Genomic DNA, 5,032 nt, shown 5'->3' on the forward strand with positions numbered 1-5,032 from the left:
AAGCCGTTGGGGTTGTTGATGCCGAACAGGCCGAAATAGTCGGACTTGGTGGTGTCGAGGCCGGAGTTTGCGCCGACATTCACCAAATCCGGCGCGGCGAACGAGTTCTCGCCGCCAATCTGATAGGATTGGCCGAAAATGGCATTGGTGCCCCAGCCATTGTTGTAGGAGCCGGAATAGCGGAAGCCGACATTGGCGCGCGAACCGCCTTCGACGCGGTCGTAGCCGGAGAACTTGTCGCGTTCGAACAAGGTGGTCGCATCGAAGACCATGCTTTGGGCGTCTTCGTTGGGTACTGAGAGGCCGCCGACATATTGCTCGTTCGGACGCATGAAGACCTGTGCCATCGGTTCGATGACATGGCTGGACCCGCTGGCCATGGAAAACAGCACCGGCCAACGCATCTCGAGGCCTGCGGTTGCCATGTAACGGGCAAATGACGAGCGCATATCGGCCTGCTCGTTCAAATTTGCTGCCATATTGTTAATGGCAGTGAGCGAAGCCGATGACGCATTGAGGTAGTCGACGTCGCCCTGCAGTGCGAGCAATGGCGTCAGCACCAGCCCGCCATCGGTGACGAAGCTCCGCTTCCACTCGGCCTCGGCGGTGAGACGGCCCGATTCGCCTTCGATACCAGGGACACGCTGTATGGGGGTGGAGAAAGTGTCATCGAGTTCGTCGCGGCGGATGACACGCGCGTTGACGTTGAGCGATAGCTGGCCGCCGGCCACCGACGCATCAGGAATATAGGCGTAGTCGAGCGACGGCAGCACCCAGGGCTGTTGTCCGCTTCGCGCAGAGGCGTTGTCGTCAGGTGTATCTTCCTGCACATCGAAATGCATGGCGCGCACGTCGAAATAGTTGCGGCCGTTGAGACCCGTCAAGTAGACCGACGACTGGTGGACGCTGCTATTGTACTTTTCGATGCCGTAGGTGTTCGAGAAATTCTTGTCGGTCTGCAGCAGCACGTCCCAGCCGAAGTTCCAGCGTGAGTTGATGGCGAACTGCCCCTGGGTACCCATCATGCCGCGGAATTTGTTGGGATCGCCGGCGCTGCCCGAATTGACGTTGTGGCCAGAGCTGGAGGGGAAGGCAGTGGTGTCGAGGAAAGCGTCGGGATTCTGCTGGTGTATCCCGGCGATCTTCAAGCTGTACTCGCCATTGTTGAAGCGCTGACGCCACTCGGCCTCACCGAGGAAACCCTGCTTGGTATAGCCGGTGCCGGTGACGGTCAGGTCGTAGGTCGGCGCCAATGCAAGATAATAGGGGACTTTCACGCCGACGCCGAGATCGCTCTTGTAGATGATGCTCGGGATCAGGAAGCCGCTCTTGCGCTTCACCGTCGGGTCGGCAATTTCGAATGCAGGCAGATAGGCAAGCGGAAAACCGAAGAACTCGAAATTCGCATTCTCGAAGCGAACCGTCTTCTTCTCGCCGTTCCAGATGATCTTCTTGGCCTTGACGCGCCAGGTCGGCGCTTTGTCCGGCTTATCCTCGCACGGCTCGCAGGCGGTGTAGACGCCATTGTGGAAGGTGGTCAGCACGCCGCCCATGCGTTCGGCGCTTTCGGCGGCGAAATAGGCCTTGTCGATGGTTTCGACCCGCAACGCGTTGACGAAGCCGTCGGCGAAGTCATCGGTGATGTCGATATGCTGCGAATTGATCTTGGTACCGTCGCTGTTGATGACTTCGACGTTACCGCTTGCGACCATTCGCTTGGTGTTGCGGTTGTACTCGACCCGCTGGGCGACAAGGCGATTGCCACCATAGTCGATCTGCACGCCGCCAACGGCGGTCACGGTCTGGTTGTCGTTGTTATAGACCAGCGTGTCGGCCGCCAGCAGCATTTGCGAGCCGGACGGAACCGATGTCGCCATGTCGCCGACGTCCTGCGCAAGCGCCGGTGCCGGAACGGCGTAGGCAAGCACGCACGCCAAGGCGGTCGCCGCATAGAGGCGCGCCAAACCGGCCTGCCTGTTGCTGGGCAAAAACGCCTCCCTCACTAGCCGTCTTCCTTGTATAGCAGGAAAGTCACCCCGAAGAACATAGCCACCATGACCGGTACCCAGGCGGCTACGACAGTCGGCACGAATCCCGCCACGCCGAATGCCTTCACCAGAACCGAAACGACATAAAGCAGAAAGCCAGCGATGATGCCACCCAGAATCATCGTCGCCGACTGCCCCATCCTAGCAAATCGCATTGAAACCGTTGCCGCGATCAGCGTCATGGCGACGAGAAGGAACGGCAACGCCACGAGCGAATCAAACTGCATGGCAAAGGCATTTGCCTTGAGGCCGAAGGAGCGGGCAACCTCGATCTTTCCGGGCAGGTCGTAGAAGGGGATGGTTTCCGGGCGCGCCAGCCGCTCTTGCACGAATTCGGGCTTCAGATTGGTCGGTACGCGATCGGTTGCCGATGCCTGGATCGTGCCGTTCTGGAACGTCTTGACGTCCTGCAATTCCCAATAGCCGTCGCGCAGGAAGGCACGGGCAGCATCCTTGCGCTCGACGATGTTGCCTTGCGGGTCGAGAATGAAGAATACGACATCGGCCATTTCCAGGCCCTGGTTCAGGATGGCCCGCGCACCGATGATGGTGTCCCCCGAACTGGTTTTCTGCCGGATCCAGGGCGCGGCATCGGCCGAGACCGTATTCGATTTGCCGGAACGCAGCTGGGTTTCGATCTGCTCGGACCAGGAGAATGCATGCGCGGCGAGCGGATTGATGACGCCAACCGACAGGACGCCGAACAGCAAGGCTCCGATACAGCAGGGCAAGAGGAACTGCCAGGCGGAAACACCGGCGGAACGCGCGATGACCAGCTCGTAGCGCCGGTTCAGCGACACCAGCGTCGCCATCGCCGAGAAGAGACCGACGAACGGCACCGTCTGCAGCATGATCATCGGCATACGGAGGCCTGAAATGGCTACCGCCGTGCCGTAGGTGAAGCCGGGCAGGCCGGTGGTGCGGCCGGACAGCTCGGTGAAATCGATCAGGAACACCAGCGCTAGGAGGCCGATGAAGAACCAGATGGTGATCGTCACGTAGCGGAAGAAGAAATAGCGGCCCAGTGTCCAGCCCATCAGCCGACCCCTTGCCCTGATGTGCCGCGCCTGGACAAACGCAATTTGAAAGCATTCCAGCTGTCAGCGATGCGCGAGGCGAAGTTTGTCATCCAGTCCGCCCAGGTCACGGGCAGTTCCAGTGTCCGGTTCGAGACGATGAACCAGATCGCCACCGCGGAAGCCACGATCGGCACACCATAGACCATATAGGCATATTGCGGGATCTCATCCGCCTTGCTGGCGGCGAAAAAGCCCAGCCAACGCACGAACAGCGATATCGTGATCGCCGTGATCAGCGGATTGACGCGCGCCTCGCGGTGCGAGCGCGCATCCCCGGCGACCGCAAGCGCGATCAGCGCGAAAACCATGGAATAGGTCCATTCCGAGAACCGCTGGTTGACTTCGGCCCGGTATTCGTAGGGGCTCTGCTGATAATACTTGTCGTTGGCGCTCGGGTTGAGCAGGTACTGCGTCGTCTGGTCCTTGGGCAGGAGCGTCACCGCTGAAGCCGCCGCCATGAAGGCCGACATGTCGAAGGCATAGGAGGTGAAGCGGATGACGGAGAGATCGCCGGTCAGCGTTTTGCGATGGATGACGCCGTCATTCATCATCAGCACCTTTTCACCGCCGCGTTCGATGATGCTGCCGGTCTTGGCGTAGTAGACGAGGTTGACGCCTTCTTCGCGCGAATCGGCGACGAAAATGCCGCCCAGCCGATTGTTGGGAAGGCGCTCGCCGACCTGCAGGAACAACCCGTCGTCGATCTTGCGGAAGGTGCCTTCCTGGATGATCAGCGACAACAGATCCGCGCGTGACGACGCCACCAGGGCCCGGTTCTTCTGCCGTGCGTAAGGATCGATGCCGTTGTCGACGGCAAAGGAAAAAACGGCTGCGGCGAGCGCCAGCAACATGATCGGCCGCACGATCGTCCAGCGCGAGGCCCCCGCGGCGTTGACGACGGCAAGTTCGGAATCCGAATTCATGACGCTGAGTGTCTGTGCGACCGCCACCACAAGCGCAAAAGGCACCACGATCGGGATGATGGACGGAAGGATGAGGGCGGCGACTTCGAAGAAGGTCAGCGCCGATTGGCCGCTGTCGGTGACCAGATCGATCTTTGCCAGCACCTGCGTCGTCCATACGATCGCCAGCGTCCACACAAGAGCGGCCATGAAGACCACGAAAGCGCGGCGCATGATGTAGCGTTCAACGACCTTCATGAAGGCTTTTCTCGATTTTTTCGAACGGCATCATGCCGCCGAACAAGGTAGCTGTCCGGCAGCGCCTGCACAACTGGCTCATCAGATGGTCTATCCGGGTTCTGTCCCACATCACGCCCCCCGGCTGGGCGGAGTGTCGGCGGGAATGGATAAGAAAGGGCGAACATCGATGGTTAACAACAAGTTGCGGCAAAAAGCGGGGCCGTGCCGCGACGAATCGTCATCGATTCCATAGGTCATATGGGATGCCAATTCGGCAAAGTCTTGCCAAATGCCGGAAAACGACCAAATGTCGCGCATCGTTTCGAACCGCTTCCCCAAAAGTCGCGCATTCCCTGAAAGCAGGACATGATGAATCAAAGACCATCGATCGCCTTCGCCAAATTTTCCGGGTCCCAGAGCGCGGTGAACAAGAAGGGCACGGTCTTCGTGCTCGCGGCGGATGAGGGCGGCCTGAGCGACGTCGCCAAGGCCAGTGATCCCGGCAAGACACTGGAGCGGGCTTTTCCCGTGGCTGAGTTCACCGGCAAGTTCGCCAGCACGGTGGAAGTTCTGGCCCCGCAGGGAGCGTCGCTCGACAGACTGGTGGCGATAGGCACCGGCAAGGTGTCGGGACTGGACGAATATGCGTGGTTGAAGCTTGGCGGCACCGTTTCCGCGTCGCTGCGCAAGGCGACCGAGGTAGCGGTGATCCTCGATGTGGTCGGCGCCTCGCCGAGCGCGAAGGACGCGGCAAGCCTTGCCG

4 protein-coding genes are annotated in these 5,032 nt (G+C 60.2%); 1 reads left to right on the forward strand and 3 read right to left on the reverse strand.

Annotated elements, in window-relative coordinates; translation table 11 throughout:
- The 3 genes from EN932_RS28945 to lptF all read right to left on the reverse strand — a co-directional run.
- The coding region (locus EN932_RS28945) for an LPS-assembly protein LptD (RefSeq protein ID WP_164890662.1) at nt 1–2,003 on the reverse strand (2,003 nt) is incomplete at its 3' end.
- The gene (gene lptG / locus EN932_RS28950) at nt 2,003–3,088 is read right to left on the reverse strand and encodes an LPS export ABC transporter permease LptG (RefSeq protein WP_174299091.1); all 1,086 of its coding nucleotides are present in this window, start codon (nt 3,086–3,088) and stop codon (nt 2,003–2,005) included. The genes EN932_RS28945 and lptG, both read right to left, overlap by 1 nt.
- The gene (lptF, locus tag EN932_RS28955) at nt 3,085–4,287 is read right to left on the reverse strand and encodes an LPS export ABC transporter permease LptF (RefSeq protein ID WP_013532506.1); all 1,203 of its coding nucleotides are present in this window, start codon (nt 4,285–4,287) and stop codon (nt 3,085–3,087) included. The genes lptG and lptF overlap by 4 nt, the downstream gene beginning before the upstream one ends.
- A gap of 351 nt (nt 4,288–4,638) precedes the next feature.
- Here lptF and EN932_RS28960 point away from each other — a divergent pair.
- Nucleotides 4,639–5,032, forward strand: a 394-nt coding sequence (locus tag EN932_RS28960) for a M17 family peptidase N-terminal domain-containing protein (protein ID WP_281061559.1), incomplete at its 3' end; no start/stop codon positions are given.

Origin of the sequence: Mesorhizobium sp. M7A.F.Ca.US.002.01.1.1, from assembly GCF_004022955.1 — a bacterium.
In the GTDB taxonomy this organism is placed as follows: Bacteria; Pseudomonadota; Alphaproteobacteria; order Rhizobiales; family Rhizobiaceae; genus Mesorhizobium; species Mesorhizobium ciceri.

Bases quoted from the DNA above. Each gene is read 5' to 3' on its own strand.
- lptF (WP_013532506.1), bottom strand. From the start codon at position 4,287: ATGAAGGTCGTTGAACGCTACATCATGCGCCGCGCTTTCGTGGTCTTC.